Consider the following 17,468-nt stretch of genomic DNA (forward strand, 5'->3'; position numbering starts at 1 on the left):
GTACGTCTGATGTTGAAAAAAATTGAGATGCCGCCATGTCTTCTCGATCGTGTCGTGAGCTTTGAGCCCAGCTCGACCACATATCGGGCATGTGAACGTACTCCCTCGGGGGAATCCAAGTCTGATGTCGAGTCGCTCATCTTGAGCATCGAATTCAGATGAAAGTACCTCCCAAGGCGGAGTCAAACCAAGTGCTTTCTGGAAGAGATCTAAGTCTTTCATAGCTGCTTTTCCTACTCGGTGGCCCCCCAGATCTCAACCCCCTACCCACACGAAACAGCGAGGAGCCTCAATTTTTTGTAGTTTTTCCTCAAACATAGCGCTCTCCTTTGAGAGAAATTACCTTCAACCATACACAAAACATACTAGTTACAAGATGTACTATTGTCCATTAATTAGAAGCAGTAAAGAATCCTACCTCAACAGACAGGCTCTCAATCACCCCATAGAAGTTGAACAAGGATCCCGTCCAAAACACCAAGGTTGTCTGTCCTACCTTGCGCCCCTCGAAACCGGTTAAGCTTTGGGTCAGACATTCTCGGATGCTTGATACAACTGGAACAGAAAATGACGAGTGCCCTTGATATCTCTCCTGGGCATACTGTCACCGCCTTCAGGTCCCCCTCTATCCTATCCGAAAAAATCAAAAACATATTTGACCGCAGTAAAGACCATGACACCGGCCAGCATCCATTTGATGTCCCTGGCCGGTACGAACTTCTGGCACCTCGCCCCAAGATACATCCCTGCCATGCCTCCCAGGCCGAAAAGAAGTCCCAACATCCAGTCCGGCGCCACCGAAAGGTCAGGATAGAACGGGGCGATGACCTGATAAAAGGCGACACCCGCCACCGAGGTGACAAACGTTCCCATGAGGGCGGCCCCGGCGACGATATAGACAGGCAGTCCAAAAAAGGTGATGAAAAACGGGGCGATTATGGAGCCTCCGCCTATTCCGTAGATTCCCCCGACAATGCCGACAACGAAACTGAGCAGAAAAATACCCCAGAATGAGACGTCATATGTTTCATCGTAAAAGGTGAATCCCAACCGCTTCAGATTCCAGTGCGTAACCGTTGTGGTGGGCAGAGCGGCGGTTTGGGATTCCCCGGCAGCGGCGTTGCCGGATTCGATCATTTTCTGAAAACGTGTTTCACTAACCTTCCTGTTTTCTTTGGGCGCGCTTTTCAGAACATCCGCCACCATCTTCCACCCGATATAAAGAAGGACAAAGGCGGCAAACAATTTGAAATGTCTGGGGTCCGGCAGATAGAGCACCCTGGCCATGGCACCGATAAAGACACCGGGCAGGGTGCCGAAGACGACAATCCACGTCAGCGGCCAGACCATCCGTCCTTCCCGCCAGTAACGATACACCCCGCTTGGTATGGCAATAACATTGAACACCTGGTTAGTGGCACTGACCGAGGGATTGGTATATCCCAGAAAGGACATCTGGAACGGCAAAAGCAGAAAAGCCCCTGAAACACCGCCCATGGACGTGAAAAAAGAGATGACAAAGGCCACCAAGGGCGGAATCCACAACGCGACCTCGATACCGGCAGTCTGAAAAACCATAAAGCCCCCTTCTTGAAGGAAACGTATTGCCAACTGTCACGAAAATTTTTATATTGGTGACAATAAAACATGCGCATGTCAAGTCTGGTTTCAAAATGGCCAAAAAATGTTTAGTATCGTACTCGTGAAAGTCTGCCATAAAAAACAAGAAAATTTTATAACCTTTTGAACTTAAAACCTAAAACCTAAAACTGCGGCTTGGCCGCATTAGAAAATCCTTCTTCCCGCCCATGCAACAAGCGCGGGAGACGCATCAATAAACCCTGCAAACCAAGGAATGGGGAATGACCGGCTTGAATCGAAGTGACGATGGGCGAATTGTATCTCCTGCCGACCAAGGCGACTGTCTGGACTCTTCCCAGCTCAACCAGCTGGAACGATCCTTCCGGGAATGGGCAAAAAATTCGAAACGTCAGGATGTCCGTTTGTCCAGGCTGAGCGTTCTGCTCATCTTTCTGTTGATCAGATATACAGGGGCCAAACTCAGTGAGGTGCTTTCGATCAACGTGGAGAAAGACATCGACTGGACCCGCTGTCTGGTGAGGTACCGCGTAGATGGTGCCACAACCTCAGCGCCTCGGGAGGTCCACATCGCCCGATCGCTTGCCGAGGAAATCAGGAAGACCATTCATACGTTGCAATCACACAGGGATTCACCACGACCGCTTGACCTGGACCCAGGTTTTGTTCGCCGCAAAATGTATGAACAGGCTCTGGCATGCGGTTTTCCCAAGCGACTCGGCGGTCCGGAGGCGATCCGCAAGGCCCGGGGTGTGGAATTGATGCAGAGCAACATCCCCCTGCCTGCGGTTCAGATGATGCTGGGCCACTCGACGCCCAACCTGACCTCGTCGTATGTCGCCTTTTCAAAGGATGAAATTCAAGCGGTGGCCAAACGTTTCCTGGAAAAGGAATCCGGCCGCACAACAAGCGCGCGGAACAGCTTTTTTGGTAAGATAACGGAAATTGTGAAGGGTGACATCCAGGCACGCGTTGTCATGGAAACCCTGGAAGGAGCCCGTATCACCACGGTGATCACCAATGACAGCCTAAAGCGGCTCGGCTTGCGTCCGGGCAGAATGATCACGGCCGAGGTAAAGGCTCCGTCGGTCATCTTGCATGGCGGAGATGATACTCTCCAATGCAGCGCGGAAAACAGGCTCAAAGGGGTGGTGACCAGAATAACCAAAGGCAGGATCAATACGGAATGCATCCTCAAAATTTCCGCCACAACAGAAGTCTGCGCCATTACATCGTCAAAAAGCGTATCCTACCTTGCATTGAAGGTCGGTGACCACATGTGGGCCGTGTTTAACTCTTCGGCCGTGGTCCTCCATGTCGATTAGCATCTTTCTTCCGCTTCAAACTTGTGCACCTGGAGTGAACCCGCTATCCTGACAAATATATCAGGGGGCTCCAGCAGTCATCCGAGCCTCGATTTCTTTGCAACCCCACCCGGTACCGACCGTCTCCCGTCATGCCGCCTGAAAAAACCTCACGCGAACATGAAGTATGGTCGTCATCAATCAGGAAGAAATCATGACAATCCCTATTCTGGCCCTGCTCGCCGGTCTGGCACTTCTGGTATGGAGTGCCGACCGGTTCGTGGAAGGTTCGGCCTCTACGGCCCGGCATTTCGGCATGCCTCCCCTGCTTATCGGTATGGTCGTTGTCGGATTCGGCACCTCTGCTCCGGAGATGGTTGTCTCCGCCATGTCCTCTCTGGCCGGAAATCCCGGGATCGCCCTGGGCAATGCCTTTGGATCGAACATCACCAATATCGCCCTGATTCTGGGGCTTACCGCACTCATAAGCCCCATTGCCGTCCACTCCCAGGTTCTGAAGAAGGAGCTGCCCCTTCTCACGGCCGTGACCGGGCTGGCAGCGGTGCTGATCTGGGACGGCGAAATAACCCGGTCTGACGCCGTGATCCTGCTGCTCGTCTTCGCCGGCCTCATGGGCTGGACCATCCGGCAGGGCATGCAGAAAAAGACAGATGCCCTGGGAAGCGAAATGAACCAGGAGCTCGAATCCAAAACCATGCCCCTGGGCCGCGCTGTTTTCTGGCTTATTGCCGGACTGATAGTGCTCATTGTCAGTTCGCGCATCCTGGTCTGGGCCGCGGTGACCATTGCCCACTTTTTCGGGGTCAGCGACCTGATCATCGGCCTGACCATCGTGGCCATAGGCACCTCCCTGCCGGAGCTGGCATCCTCGCTCATCGCCACCAGAAAAGGGGAGCATGATATCGCCCTGGGTAACGTGCTCGGATCCAATCTCTTCAACACCCTGGCCGTGATCGGCATAGCCGGAGCGATCCATCCAATGCGGGTGGCCCCGGAGGTTTTCAGCCGGGACATGCTGGTCATGGGTGTGCTGACCCTGTCGCTGTTTCTCTTTGGATACGGATTCAGGGGGCCGGGACGCATCAACCGGATCGAAGGCGGCCTGCTCGCCGCTGCCTTTGCCGGATACACCATCCTCTTGCTGACCACCATTGGTGGGTAGAGGCAGACCAATGGACACGCAGCAACCGACTACTCCACAAGGGATTACCAGTGTGGCCACTGGTTTCAAATGGCTTTTGTCCGCCCTCCTCTTTCTTGGACTCAGCTGCGGGGTTCCCTATCTCATCTATGAACGGATCGGTGCCGAGTCCCTGTCCCTGCTTCCCCGTGTGATCCATCCCCTCGCCTTTACGGGAATAGCAGTCCTTCTGGTCATCTATTTTACAAGCGACGCCCTGCGCCTGTACTATGTGTTCAAAGTCGCTGGTCACCGACTGGATGCCGGGAGCCTGGCCAAACTCACCTTCATGAACATCCTGTTCTCCAACGTCACGCCCATGGCCACGGGAGGCGGATTCGTCCAGGTCTGGTATCTGAGCAACAAAGGGGTTCCCATCGGCACGGCAACGGCCGCCACGACCATCCGGACCTTCATCGCCATGCTGCTCATTTTTCTACCCATCCCCCTGCTCGTGGCCTTTCTGCCCAATTTCCGAGAGGGCGGAATAATGGGCGGGGCCGGATGGATACTTGCCTGCGTGGCCATGGGATATCTGCTTTTTTTCCTGGTCATGCTCTTTCGCATCAAATGGCTCTTGGCGATCCTGGATCTGATGGCCAAGGGGGTGGTCCGTTCCCGCCTTGTGAGTGCACAGCGGATGCAGGGCGTCAAGTTCAGATGGCTCAGGGAGTCGGTCAGGTTCTCCCGCTGCCTGACGATCTATTTTCAGGGTGAACGCCGGGCCGTTTTTCTGTCCATTTTCTTTACCGCAATATTTCTCCTCTCCCTCTTCTCCTTTCCCTATCTCCTGTTTGTGGGTGCGGGCTATCACCCGGATTATCTCACGACAGCGGGTCTGCTGACCGTCTCCACCTGCATCATGTATTTCGCACCCTCTCCGGGCGGGGCCGGTTTTGCCGAGGGCGTTTTCGGTCTCTTCTTCGCCTCCATGGTCGATCCCTCCGATCTCGTGGGCATCATGATCATGTGGCGCTTTCTGACCATCTATCTGGGCATGCTCATAGGCATTCCCGTGACACTGCACGAGCTTGTCCCAAGGAGGGGATGACATGAAACGATCCTCGTGGTGGCGACTGCTTTTCTACCTGAACGTGATGATCCTCATGCTGGTGATCTTCTACAAGATCTACCTCAATTTTTTCGAGCAGAACTACGAGGCGGTTCACGCCGATCAGATCGAAACGATCGAGTCACTCCTTGAGGGTCGCGATGCGTTCAGTTTCGCCGTTGTCGGGAACATCAACAATTCCGTGGGAATCTTTGAACGCAAAATCATTCCCGAACTGAACACCAGCGACGTCGACTTTGTGGTTTCCGCGGGAAACGCGGTCAGCGGAGGGGGTGAAGACAAATACCGCGCCCTGCACCGAACCCTGGAGCGTCTTGAAAAACCCTATCTGCTCACCTTTGGGGACAACGAATACGACACCTTTGGCGGATTCAGATATTACGACCATTACGGGCCATACATCTTTGCCTTTTCCGCGGCAAACACCCGATTCGTGTTTCTGGACAGCTCCGGCAAGACCTCCTTTCAATGGCAGGCCCGCTGGTTGGAGGAAGAGATCGAGGTCGCACCCAACGACAATGTCATCGCCTTTACGGGCCATCCCCTCTTGCCGGTGGATACCACGGGGATCTTTGATCTGGATATGGATTATCTGGCGGACGAGAAATTCCGCGATTTACTGGTTCCCCTGCTCGAAGATCCCAGGGTGAAGGCGGTTTTTTCATCCAATCTGCCCCTTTTTTCCGTCCAGGAATCAAAAAAAACCCGATTTGTGGTCACCGGCGGTGGCGGCGGTCTGGTCGTGAACACTGACCGGAGTTTCTATCACTACGTGAAGGTGCATGTGCACGGGGACCAGGTCCGAATCGAGCCTGTCAGGCTGTCCATCGGCCAACACCGGTTCTTTCGGACCGTTGAAAGCCTCTGGTTCTTCATCCATTCGCTCTTTTACGTCGGGTATCTCAATTATCTGCTCGTGGTCTGCTGCCTGATCGTGAGCGCCTACTGGCTGTATTCCCTCTTCCTCAAGGAGCGCGACTACTACCCGGACTACAGTCAGCCCGCAGACCCCCATCTCGACCGGCCCATCAGAGTGGCCATGTTCACCAACAATTATCTCCCCTTTATCGGAGGGGTACCCATTGCCATACACCGGTTGGCAACAGTCCTCAAAAAACTGGGGCACACGGTTCTGATCGTTGCACCCCGCTACGAACACAAGGGCTCGATCACGGACGACAAGGATGTCTTCCGAATCCCCTGCTTCACTCATCCCACAGCCGACAAGGGCGTTGTCGTACCGAACATCTTTTCCCTCGCTGCGGCAAAAAGAATACGAATCTTCTCACCGGAGATCATCCATATCCACCATCCCTTCTGGATGGGAACCCTGGGACTCTGGCTCGCCCGATGTTTGAGGGTACCCGCCGTATACACCTATCATACCCGACTCGAGTACTATTCCTATGCAGTGCCCCTGCCCAAGACCCTGTTTCGCAATTTTCTCGCCCACGCCCTTGTACGACGGATCGGCAACCGGTGTGACGCTGTTGTCGTTCCTACCGAGGCCTCCGAGCACTACCTGCGCATGATCGGGGTCAAGACCTCCATTTTCGTGGTCCCCACGGGCATCGAGACGGATCGTTTCAGTTCCTGCGCCGAAACCGATCTCTCAGATGTGCGTACCCGGTTGAAAATAGGAGGTGATGATCTGGTCCTGGTGAGTGCCTCGAGGATCAGTGTGGAGAAAAACATTGATTTTCTCCTCCAGGCCATCGGCCAACTCGCCCAAAACTGCCCGAGAACATTCAAGCTCGTTCTGATCGGTGAAGGCCCGGAAATGAAAAGACTCACACAGGTTGCCGCACAATCCGGGCTGCAGGATACGGTCATCTTTGCCGGATCGGTGAGTCCTGAACAGATGCCTTTGTACTATAATCTCGGGGATATCTTTGTCTTTGCCTCGACCTCGGAAACCCAGGGCATGGTCATCCTCGAGGCCATGGCCAGCGGCATGCCCGTCGTGGCCGTGCGGGCCAGCGGCATCGATGATTTTGTCATAAACGGCGTCACGGGATTTAAAACCACCGAACACAGGGATGTGTGGGCGGAAAAGATCAGGTTGCTCCTTGAAGACGACCGCCTGCGGCACCAGATGTCGGTCCAGGCGATATCTTTGGCGAAAAAATACGGGATGGACACCTTTGGCGCACGCATGGAGCAGGTCTATGCCCACGTCCTGTCCGCGGGAAATAAATCACGTAAACGCGACACAAACAACGAAAACGCTGACAGCTAAACACGCTCTTCATTGGTAGCACACAGTTTTCTTGCTCACCTGGGCGATTCAGCATGACCAATTTTGAAAAATGCACCTGGATAGTTTGGATGTTTTCAAGACCCGGTTTGCTATCTTGATAATCTTACACAGATATGCTTATTAAAGAGAATCAGTATCATCAGCAGTTATCAGGATCACCCAACGCTCAATTCTTAAGGAGCTCAGCATGAAGAACCTTCCCATTGGATTCAAGCTCATCGGTAGTTTTTTAAGCCTCCTGCTCATCGTCTGCATCGGACTGGGCTATATTGCCTACAGCCAGGCATCCAAGGCCGTTTTGGAACAGGTCGAGGAAAATATCGTTCTCATGGCTGAAGACGGGGCAAAGATAGTACGCAGCGAGCTCAACTATTATCTGGTCGCCCTTGAAGGAATAGCCAACCGGGACGCTTTCCGATCGACTGATTGGGACGTAAAGCGGCAGGTCATGCTCGATGCGACCAAGAAGTTTGATTTCATGGGCATGGGGATCGTCGGCCCAGACGGCGAGGCACGTTACCCGGACGGCAAGACGGCCTCTCTGGGTGACAGGGAATATGTGAAAAAGGCCATGGCCGGTGAAACGGTTTTCTCGGACGTCATTATCTCCCGGGTGACCAACAGTCCGGTCATGATGCTGGCAACGCCGATAAAAAATGATGAAGGGCAAATACTTGGTGTATTGATAGCCAGACAGGATGCCGGATTGTTAAGCCGCTTGGGCGATCAGCTTCACTATGGTGAAAATGGATACTCCTATATCATCAACGGCAAGGGCACCTTGATCGCACATGCCAACAGAGATTTTGTCATGAATCAACGCAATTTCATCGAAGAGGCACAGGAGGATTCCCAATACGCACGTCTGGCGGATATGATGCAGCGAATGATCACGGGCGAACATGGATTCGACGCCTATCCCTTTATGGGCAGCGATCGATTTTTCGGATTTGCCCCCATTGAAGGAACAGACTGGTCCATTGCCGTGGGAGCCATGAAGGATGACGTTTTTGCACCGATTCACCGTCTCCAATGGATCATTGTCATTGCTTCGGGAGTATTTCTTGTCTTGGGCATGGGGTTGGCGCTTTTCATCAGCCGATCCATAACCTCCCCGGTCCGGCGTTTGAGCAAATATGCCGAGGGGGTTGCAGGAGGGGATCTGCAGGCTCAATCGACCATCGACCAAAAGGACGAGATCGGCAAACTCAATCAAAACATCCAGATCATGGTCGGCAAGTTGATTGAAAAAATGGACGAGGCCCAAACCAAGTCGGAACTTGCCCGGGAAGAGACGCACAGGGCCCAGCTGGCCACTGAAGAGGCCGAAGAGGCCAAGGAAGAAGCCGAACGTGCCAAGAGTGAAGGCATGATGCAGGCCGCAGCCAGCCTGGAAGAGGTCGTCGAACGCATGACCTCGGCCTCAGAAGAGCTTGCCGCCCAGGTCGAAGAAGCCAGTCGCGGTGCTGAAGAACAAAAGAGCCGCACGACCCAGACTGCCACAGCTATGGAAGAAATGAACGCCACGGTCCTGGAAGTTGCCCATAACGCCTCCCAGGCAGCTGAAGGATCGGACAAGGCACGGGTCAAGGCCAATGACGGCATGGGCGTTGTTACCGAGGCCGTCACTGCCATCAATCAGGTGCAGCGGCAGGCCCAGGAATTGACCGGAAATCTGGGCAATCTCGGCCAAAAGGCCGAAGAAATCGGCCGGATCATGAATATGATTGACGATATCGCCGATCAGACCAACCTGCTGGCCCTCAACGCTGCCATCGAGGCTGCACGTGCAGGAGATGCAGGCCGTGGCTTTGCAGTGGTGGCTGACGAGGTTCGCAAGCTGGCGGAAAAAACCATGAGTGCCACCAAAGAAGTCGGCGCTGCCATTTCCGCTATTCAGCAGGGAACCAGAGAGAATATCGAGGGTATGGAACAGGCAGGTCAAGCCGTAGACGAGGCCACCCGACTGGTCCACGAATCAGGCGAGACCCTGCAGGAAATTGTCGGCCTGGTCGAATCTGCCGCCGATCAGGTCCGATCCATTGCCACTGCAGCCGAGGAACAGTCCTCTGCCAGCGAAGAGATCAACACCAGTGTGGACGACATCAACCGCATCGCCACGGAAACCAGCGAGGTCATGGTTCAGTCGGCCCAGGCCATCTCCGAACTGGCCCGCCAGGCTGCAGACCTGCAGGAACTCGTGCAGAGCCTCAAGCAAGGGTAGCCCCTGGAACTCTTTTGCTCGACCCCGATCTCTTTGACCGGATGACAGGGGTTCTTTATTGGCACTGACTCATCTACCACCGCGCAGTTCATTACCGCACCGCATGGATTCTTCCCCTGGCCAGGGAAAAGACAATGGCGACCACGCACATGCTTGCAAAAATGGCAAAGCACAGCCGGACCGTTTGCAAAAAAACGGGATAGGTGGCCGGTTCGATAGGCCGTATGCCAAGCATGAGGGCGAAAAGCACCGTGGACGTGCCCATGCTCACGAGCATTCCCAGGGTACGCATGGTCGAGGAGATTCCTGCAGCCAACCCGTAATCCTTTCTGGACACGGATCCCATGATCGCGTTCATGTTCGGCGATGAGAACAGGGCAAACCCAATCCCCATGAAGCAGAGGACCGCCGCAATGATCGGGACGGGAAAATTTTCTCCCAAAAAGGCGAACACCCCAAGCCCCAGGGCAGACATGGTCATGCCCACCGAGGCGATGATTCCCGGTTCAATCCGATCAGAGAGTCTTCCAGCCAGCGGTGAAAGCACGGCCTGGAACACCGGCTGACAGATGAGCACCAATCCTGCGGTATGGGGCTGCATCCCGTGTATGTACTGCAGATAGAGACTGAGTAGAAACATGACCCCATAGGAACCGGAATAATGGATCATGGCTGCCAGGTTGGAGAAGGCAAAAACCCGATTTCCCGTAAAAATCCTCATGTCCAGAACCGGAAAGCGGACCTGTCGTTGCATGCGTACAAAAAGAATGAGTCCAGCCAGTCCGGTGCAGACCAGAAGCCAGCCAGACACAAGAGGCACTCTCGGTCCTCCGATAACCAGACAGGCGAGGGAGAGACCGTAAACAATGGAACCGGCCAGATCGAATCGTTCATCTTCTTCAACTCCCTTCCACTCCCGGGAAAGCCGGATCCAGGCAAGTATCAGGGCAAAACAACCAGCGGCTGATCCGATCAGAAAGATGGATCTCCAGCCAAGGGTATTGATCAGCCATCCCCCCACAAAGGGACCCAGAGAAAGACCCAGATAGACGGATGCGACCTGCAGCCCCATGGCCCTTCCTCGGTGAGAAGGTGGAAACACACACATCAAAATAGCCACCCCGGTGCACATGATCATGGCTCCGCCAAGCCCCTGCAGAACGCGCATGGAGATGAGCATGGCCATGGAAACAGAAAGACCCGAACCAAGCGAGGAAAGGATAAAGAGTGCCAGTCCACCAAGAAAGAATTTTTTTCTGCCATACAGATCGGCGAGTTTGCCGAAAGGGACCAGGAATACGGCCGTGGAAAGAAGATAGGAGGTTGTCACCCAGGAAAGACCTACCGCGCTGGCTGAAAAAGCAGATTGAATCTGCGGCATGGCGATATTGATCCCGGAGAGCATGAACGGGGTGATAAAGGCTGTCATACAGACCACTATGAGCACGGAACGCTCAAGGTCCGGATCTTCATGACAGCCAAGGGCTGATGAAACGGGTTCTTCTGAAACTGTAGGCATAGGCATGATGCTCGTCTGTGTATCCTGCTTGCGGATTTAAAAAGATATGGATAGATTGGGGTCACAAGCCGTATCAATCCACCCGTCTGAAAGTCAATCGATCAACACGACGTTTCCAGAACACAACCGGCTGTTCCCGCCTCTTGTCTCCAGGGCTGCTTTCCTTTTTGAAATACACTTTTAACATACTATAATTACTTAATAAATACCATACCCACAACCTACAACACTTCCGAATTCATCATGGGCATAACAACAGATATCATCCTTCTCGTGGTCACCTCGTTTTTTACCGGCATGCTCATGCACCGTCTGGGTCAGCCGGTCATTCTCGGCTATATCATCGCCGGTGTGCTCATGGGTCCGCACACCGGGGGCCTGACCATATCCAGCACCCATGAGATCGAACTTTTGGCTGAAATAGGTGTGGCCTTGCTTTTATTCGCCCTGGGGCTCGAATTCTCCCTCAAGGATCTCAAACCGGTCAGAAAAATCGCCCTGATCGGCACACCAATCCAGATTCTCTTGTGCATAGTGCTCGGATTCACCGTGGGCCAGTATATGGGCCTTGAATGGCGCCCATCCCTGTGGCTGGGTGGGCTTATTTCCCTGTCCAGCACCATGGTCATCTTAAAGACCCTCATGAATCAGGGGTGGCTCGGGACCCTTTCGAGCAAGGTCATGATCGGCATGCTCATCGTCCAGGATCTGGCCGTGATCCCGCTTATGATCATCCTGCCCAAACTGGATAATCCGGATATGGGTCTTTCGGAGTTGAGCTATGCCGCGGTCAAGGCAGCCATCTTCATCGCCGCCATGATCATCCTGGGAACCCGGCTGCTTCCGCGATTGATGGCCCATATCGCCCGACTGGGTTCGCGGGAACTCTTTCTCATCGCCATCACCGCCATTGGTCTGGGTATCGGCTATATCACCCACCTGGTTGGATTGTCCTTTGCCTTCGGCGCCTTTGTGGCCGGGATGGTCCTGAGCGAATCCGAATACGGCCATCAGGCGCTAAGCGACATCATTCCCCTGCGCGATGTCTTTGGGCTGCTCTTCTTCGCCTCAGTAGGCATGCTCCTGGACCCCCGTTTCCTGTTCAACCACCTCTCCGAAATCCTGATCCTCGTTCTGGTCATCGGCCTGGGCAAGGGGGTCATCTTTGCCGCCCTGGCCAGAATCTTCAAATATGGCAATGTCATTCCCCTGGCCGTAGGCCTGAGCATGTTCCAGGTCGGCGAATTCTCCTTTGTTCTCGCCCGGATCGGAGTGAGCCAGGGGTCGATTGACCGGAATCTCTTTTCTCTGGTTTTGACCATCACCGTGGTGACCATGATCCTGACCCCGCTTGTCTCCTCCATGACCGCCAGGCTCTATGCCACCAAAAAACGGTTCTTCAAGCACGAACCCCTTGAAACCATCAATGTTCCGGAAACAGGGCTGCATCACCATGTGATCATTGCCGGGTACGGACGGGTCGGTTCCCAGATCGCCAAGGTGCTCGGCTCGCTCAAACTGCCCTTTGTGGTCATCGAACTCAGCCAGAACCGGGTCGAGCAGGCCAAGAGAGCCAACGTGCCGATCATTTACGGGGATGCCAGCCAGGAAGTCGTGCTCGAGGCCGCCTCATTGGACACCGCGGAATTGGTGGTCATCACCCTGCCGGATACGCTGCGCACCAGGGCTCTCGCCCTCAAGGTCAGAGAGCACAGTAGAAATCTGCCGATCATTGCCCGCACCTCCACCCGGGAATCCTTCAAGGAATTGGAATACCTGGGTGTTGGAGAAATCGTCCTGCCCGAGGTGGAAGCGAGTCTTGAAATGACTCACAAAACCCTGGCTCACCTGCATGTTCCTGCGGCCCGCATCCATGAATATATCACAGCGCTGCGTGAACGGTGGGTTACGGATACGGATCAGTCGGACGAATCCATCCTTCTCGAGCGCATCCAGACGGCAGGTGATCTCTTTGATCTTCAATGGGTCACAATCGAAGAAAAAAGTCCCCTGGCCGGACGCAGTCTCGAGGAAAACGCCATCCGAAAGACCACCGGGGTCTCCATCATCGGGCTGGTCCGCAATGAGGAAGTCATCTTAAATCCCGGAGCCAGGTTCATTATCGAAAGCGGCGACACCATCGCCATTATCGGTACGGATACGGCCAGAGAGAAATTTTTTGCCACCTTCAGCCCGGGATCCTGGTCACCCATCAGCATGCAGGACCCTGGTCCACTTGAAGAAAAATACGGGGTATAGAGGACCGGATCGGATCTTTGGACCCAACGTACACGAACCCCCCAAACCCAATAGAAGAAAAATCCTCTCTCTTGACCATTGGACAGGGAAGATTTAGCCAGTCACCGAACCACTTACCACAAGCCCTCGGTGAAATTCATGGCCAAAATCAAGAAGCAGATCCGACTCTCCAAGCAATTCCACACTTGCACGTGCGACGAGCATGCCTTTGTCATTGATTGGAATACCACTGAACTGGTGGATATCAATTTCGACACCCCGGATCTTTGTATCCCGGAAGGTCGGACCATGTGGTTTGTCAGTACCTGCAGAACATGCCGGAACAAGATCCTGCATGGCCGTGAGTTGTGCGATCCCAGGATCACGGGCAAACGTCTTCTTGTCGAAGCCATGCGGACGGCAACGATTCATCTGCCTGTCCGCAAGCAGGCCAGTCTGCCCTTCAAAATCAAGGCTCTCTGGGAAGCCTACAACAATACCCTCTACCATCACGAGATCATGCGCTGTCTTTCCCCATGCTCCTGATTGCCGACAGACAGGGGTTGACAACCTCTGGTTTGTACTCATTAGAGGCCCCATTAAATCGAAAAAGCCGCCTGTAAATAAAGATACCATCCAACTCTATGAGTAGCTTACTCGTAAAAGTCTGCCATAAAAAACAAGAAAAATTTATAACCGTTTGAACTTAAAACCTAAAACTGCGGCTTGGCCGCATGAGATAATCTTTCCACACATTCGGAATTTTCCATTTGAATTTTTTTACCAATCGTATCTATTTGACTTTAATTATAAAAATTACGACCTAAAAGAGTCCTTCCGGTCGCCTTTTTCCCGCTACGAGGTTTCCATGAATTGCTTTAAATGCCAACAGGCCGAATACGAAGACATCTTTACCCAGTATAAGATGGAATGTCAGAACAGACTGTTCAATTTTGAAGGCGTGCCTGCCAAAAGGTGTCCGGAATGCGGACACATCTTTATTGAAGAGTCTGTGCTTCGCACCCTGCTTTTCAGGACCAAGAAGATCAACCAATGCCCAGGCATTGCCTATCACAAGGCCAAATGGGGGCCCGACCTTGAAGAAGAGGCCCTGCAAGCTGAAACAGGAAGCAGTAAAGCCGACATTCGGGATAATCAGAAAAAGATCATCCAGTTCATCGAAAAAAACAAAAAGCGTCTCGACGATCAAAAAACCACCAAAAAGAATATCCTCAAGCTCTTTAAATGGAATTTCGATCAGGAAACGGGTGTGAAAAAGGAAGCTATCGTCAACGAGATCCTGACCAAAATTCACGAGAGACAACTCGGCGTATTCAACTTTGCCTGCAAGACAACCCCCAGCTCCGCCTTTGACATGCTGGAATACGTGCTCCTGATTACCGAGGACGACGTCTGGTTCTTTGCCCAGCACGACAGCAATGCGCCAATTTATCATCTGATCTAGCCGGATATACCGACAAAAAGATCAAGACGTCAGCATACCTGTTCAAACCCGATTTCGACGCCCCGGCCTTCTTGAATTTATTACGACATTGCGTGCGGTTCAATACAGTTACGAAGAGATATCCGGTCTCAAATCGGACCCTTCCATCCAGAACGACACCGCCCCGCCAGGAATTTTCTGGCGGGGCGGTGTCGTTCTGGATCAATCAGTATGGTTTTTGGGGAATACCCCCCTTATTTCCCTGACACTATCCGTTCAGAAAATATGCCTTCATCCTGTCCCACAGTTTTCGTATCCCCTTGCGCCGAAGCGAACGCAGCACATGCGCCGTCTGCTCCACTTTCTTTTCAAGGGTCTTTTTATCCCCATCGTTTGAGATGACCAGATCACACCCGCGAAGCTTGTCGCTTTGTGACCACTGCCAGGAGTCCATGATGGCCCTGATCTCCTCACTCCACCCCCGGGCCGCAAGCAGGGAGCTTCTCAGTTCTTTTGGACAGAATACACCCAGTATGTGATCGAACATCTCCTTGAACTGCCCGCCTGATTCCATGAGCAAGGGGACTTCACTCACCGTCAGTCTGGCAGTGTCATGTTCTGCAAGAAAACGCCTGAGATCCCACCTGACCATGGGATGGATCATTTCCTCGATTTCCCGCCGCAGGGAAGCATCACTGCACATGGCCTGAAAAAGTTTTTTTGTATCTACAGGCCCGTTATCTTCACTCACAAAACGATCACCAAATCGACCGCGCAAAAGTTGCCAGCCATCTGCGCCTTGCGCATAAAGTCGTGACACGCAGCTGTCCGCGGACCAGACCGGGACACCCAGATCCTTGAATACCTCCAGAACCGTACTCTTGCCCGAACCGCTCATTCCGGTGAGTCCTACATGCATAGGTTTTCTACCCGCGATGACAAGGGCGCGCAGCATCTCCCTGGGCGGAGATTTGATAAACGAACAATGCTTGTGCGTGATCGGATGATCAAACCCAAGTCGCCAGGCATGCAGCATCTGCCGGGAGATACACCTATCCATGCGTTGCGCATTGGCAGAGAGATTTTTTTGGCCCGACCGATAGACCGAATCGCCCACCAGGGGGTGGCCTATTCTGGTCATGTGGACCCGGACCTGATGGGTACGCCCGGTATAAATACGAACCCGAACCAGACTGTACCGATGATCAGGACTTGACCAGACAACCTTGTAGGAGGATCGGGCCGGAAGTCCCCCCTTGTCGACGACAGCCATCCGCGTTTTGATGGTTGGATGCCGACCGATGGGACAATTGATTTCACCCTCGTCGGGATCAGGGACCCCATGGACAACAGCCAGATATTCCTTGTCAATCTCGCGGGTTGCAAAACCGTTTACCAGCCCGATCCTGGCTGGTTCATTCAAGGCAACCAGCATCAGTCCGGATGTATCCTTGTCCAGGCGATGGACAATGCCGGGACGTTCCGGATCCATCTGCCCTATCTCTGGAAAATGGTGAACAAGGATATTGACCAGGGTAGAACCTTCCACGCTGGGCGCCGGATGAACCGTAAGCCTCGCGGGCTTGTCAATAACCAGAATATCCTCATCCTGGTACACGATAAAGAGCTCTCCAGCACAGGGGGGAACGCTTTTTTGCACCCGGACAGGCTCAAGGCTGACATGCTGGCTGATTTCAAGACGAGTATTGGGTTTTGTGCATGGCACGTGCTCGACACAAGCCAGTCCCTGCTTGATCCATTTCTGGACCTTGGATCGGGAAATTCCCTGATCCTCGAGCATCGAGGACCAGAAAACATCCAGCCTGCTACCTGCATGCGCAGCGTCGATAACCGTACTGATAATTTTGTTATTTTCCTGCATTCATTATCCTATGTGAAATACCCGCTCGCGAACAAAAAGACCGGACCAGCAGATAGATGTGGTCTGCAAAGGCTCGCCTGAAAATCCCGTCTGATTTTTTTTCTCTTTTGCCGTATCCCAACCAGGCCCGGGTGTCCAAAAAACTGCCCTCTTGAATGTAAAAGACCGGACCATACAATCATGGTCCGGTCTTTAAAAATCCGTAAGAAAGACGTAAGCGAGACAATGCAAAAAACGCCCTAATTCCCGGGGTATTCATACGTTCCGCTGCGGCCTCCACTTTTATGGATCAGCCTGCAATCGGTTATCACGATATCTCGCTGGACTGCCTTGCACATATCATAAATGGTCATGGCCGCGCATTGAGCGGCGACCAGGGCCTCCATTTCCACCCCCGTACCGGCGGTGGTCCTGGCTTCAGCCTCGATATATATGGTGTTGACGGCCTGATCGACCGTGAAACGAACATCGAGATAGCTGAGTAAGAGCGGATGACACATGGGGATGAGTTCCCAGGTTTTCTTGGCTGCCTGGATCCCGGCTATTTTGGCGGTGGTCAAAACATCTCCCTTGGGCAGGGCCATGGAGGACAAAAGCTCCATGGTCCGCGTGTTGAGCACCACACTGGTAGAAAAAACAGCCTTGCGCACGGTGTCTGGTTTATCCCCCACATCCACCATGGTCACGTTCCCGCTGGGATCGATATGTGTCAGCTCCTGGTCCAT

The 17,468-nt window shown here is 53.3% G+C and carries 12 protein-coding genes and 1 pseudogene; 8 read left to right on the forward strand and 5 right to left on the reverse strand.

What is annotated here, in order from left to right:
- Positions 1-222: pseudogene (locus ACTVJH_RS04540) on the reverse strand (ISL3 family transposase); the annotation flags it as partial.
- 408 nt (positions 223-630) lie between these two features.
- The gene (locus ACTVJH_RS04545) at positions 631-1,578 is read right to left on the reverse strand and encodes a sulfite exporter TauE/SafE family protein (RefSeq protein WP_455987917.1); all 948 of its coding nucleotides are present in this window, start codon (positions 1,576-1,578) and stop codon (positions 631-633) included.
- Positions 1,579-1,862: 284 nt separating this feature from the next.
- Here ACTVJH_RS04545 and ACTVJH_RS04550 point away from each other — a divergent pair, with 284 nt between their 5' ends.
- From ACTVJH_RS04550 to ACTVJH_RS04570, 5 genes are all read left to right on the forward strand, one after another.
- The gene (locus ACTVJH_RS04550) at positions 1,863-2,924 is read left to right on the forward strand and encodes a TOBE domain-containing protein (RefSeq protein ID WP_455987919.1); all 1,062 of its coding nucleotides are present in this window, start codon (positions 1,863-1,865) and stop codon (positions 2,922-2,924) included.
- Between the two features lie 193 nt (positions 2,925-3,117).
- Positions 3,118-4,086 (forward strand): calcium/sodium antiporter, encoded by a 969-nt coding sequence (locus tag ACTVJH_RS04555; protein WP_455987921.1) that lies wholly within the window; start codon positions 3,118-3,120, stop codon positions 4,084-4,086.
- Positions 4,087-4,096: 10 nt separating this feature from the next.
- Positions 4,097-5,155, forward strand: coding sequence for a lysylphosphatidylglycerol synthase transmembrane domain-containing protein (locus tag ACTVJH_RS04560; protein WP_455987923.1), 1,059 nt, complete (start codon positions 4,097-4,099; stop codon positions 5,153-5,155).
- A gap of 1 nt (position 5,156) precedes the next feature.
- Positions 5,157-7,415, forward strand: a complete 2,259-nt coding sequence (locus tag ACTVJH_RS04565) for a glycosyltransferase (RefSeq protein WP_455987925.1) — start codon at positions 5,157-5,159, stop codon at positions 7,413-7,415.
- 208 nt (positions 7,416-7,623) lie between these two features.
- Entirely contained in the window at positions 7,624-9,660 is a 2,037-nt protein-coding gene (locus ACTVJH_RS04570; RefSeq protein WP_455987927.1) for a methyl-accepting chemotaxis protein, read from the forward strand.
- 91 nt (positions 9,661-9,751) lie between these two features.
- Here ACTVJH_RS04570 and ACTVJH_RS04575 read toward each other — a convergent pair whose 3' ends face one another.
- Positions 9,752-11,179: an MFS transporter gene (locus ACTVJH_RS04575; protein ID WP_455987929.1), complete on the reverse strand. Its 1,428-nt coding sequence runs from the start codon at positions 11,177-11,179 to the stop codon at positions 9,752-9,754.
- A gap of 243 nt (positions 11,180-11,422) precedes the next feature.
- Between ACTVJH_RS04575 and ACTVJH_RS04580 the strand changes: the two genes are divergently transcribed.
- From ACTVJH_RS04580 to ACTVJH_RS04590, 3 genes are all read left to right on the forward strand, one after another.
- Positions 11,423-13,438 (forward strand): cation:proton antiporter domain-containing protein, encoded by a 2,016-nt coding sequence (locus ACTVJH_RS04580; protein WP_455987931.1) that lies wholly within the window; start codon positions 11,423-11,425, stop codon positions 13,436-13,438.
- A gap of 138 nt (positions 13,439-13,576) precedes the next feature.
- Positions 13,577-13,963, forward strand: coding sequence for a hypothetical protein (locus tag ACTVJH_RS04585; protein ID WP_455987933.1), 387 nt, complete (start codon positions 13,577-13,579; stop codon positions 13,961-13,963).
- A gap of 322 nt (positions 13,964-14,285) precedes the next feature.
- On the forward strand, positions 14,286-14,882 hold the full coding sequence (locus tag ACTVJH_RS04590; protein ID WP_455987935.1) for a hypothetical protein: 597 nt from the start codon (positions 14,286-14,288) through the stop codon (positions 14,880-14,882).
- A 247-nt stretch (positions 14,883-15,129) separates the two neighbouring features.
- Here the strand turns inward: ACTVJH_RS04590 and coaE are convergent, their stop codons facing one another.
- A complete protein-coding gene (gene coaE, locus ACTVJH_RS04595; protein ID WP_455987937.1) occupies positions 15,130-16,743 on the reverse strand; it encodes a dephospho-CoA kinase in 1,614 nt (537 codons plus the stop codon).
- 239 nt (positions 16,744-16,982) lie between these two features.
- Complete coding sequence (gene moaC, locus ACTVJH_RS04600; protein ID WP_455987939.1) at positions 16,983-17,468, reverse strand: cyclic pyranopterin monophosphate synthase MoaC; 486 nt, start codon at positions 17,466-17,468, stop codon at positions 16,983-16,985.

The sequence above is a fragment of the Desulfoplanes sp. PS50 genome (assembly GCF_053851535.1).